We start from the raw sequence: 561 nt of genomic DNA, 5'->3' as shown, positions 1-561 counted from the left end.
AGCAAATCTCATAGCGGCTGAATATTAATTAAGCTTTATGGAAGATCGAGCTTAGCGACAATACATTTCCAATACGTTTGAGAATCTCATCTTGTTCTTCTTCGCTACGAAACTCGCCGCTTGTGTTTCCCCAAATCGGCCCTGGCCATGCAACGTCGTCCTTAAAGCGTGCGATATGATGAATGTGTAGCTGCGGCACCATGTTACCAAGTGCGCCAAGATTCAACTTGTCAGGACGGAAAGTCGCTTCGAGCGCTTGGCTTACCGCTTGTGATTCAAGTAAAAACTGTTGCTGCTCTTTCATCGGTAAGTGGTGCAATTCTTTTAAGTTGGCACGTTTAGGAACTAAGATGACCCACGGCACTGCATTATCTTTATGTAGAAGTGCAACGCAAAGAGGGAAGTGGCCGATTACTGTGGTGTCTTTTGCCAATTGAGGGTGCAGTTCAAAACTCATTGTGGATATCCGATTCATTTCAATTTGAATTAGTATACGTCAGATAAAACAGAAGGTTGACGCTTTCACGTCAACCTTTGCAATCATTCAGCTTGTGCTACTTA

At 43.7% G+C, this 561-nt stretch carries 1 protein-coding gene; it reads right to left on the bottom strand.

Going from position 1 to position 561, the window contains the following annotated elements; genetic code table 11:
* Positions 1-28 precede the first annotated feature (28 nt).
* Positions 29-457: an HIT family protein gene (locus tag R7P74_RS28300; protein ID WP_005455485.1), complete on the bottom strand. Its 429-nt coding sequence runs from the start codon at positions 455-457 to the stop codon at positions 29-31.
* Between the last annotated feature and the right edge of the window lie 104 nt (positions 458-561).

It is taken from the genome of Vibrio sp. 2033, from assembly GCF_033339735.1.
The sequence above is the reverse complement of the archived record's forward strand: the minus strand, read 5'-3'. Positions and strand labels throughout refer to the sequence as shown.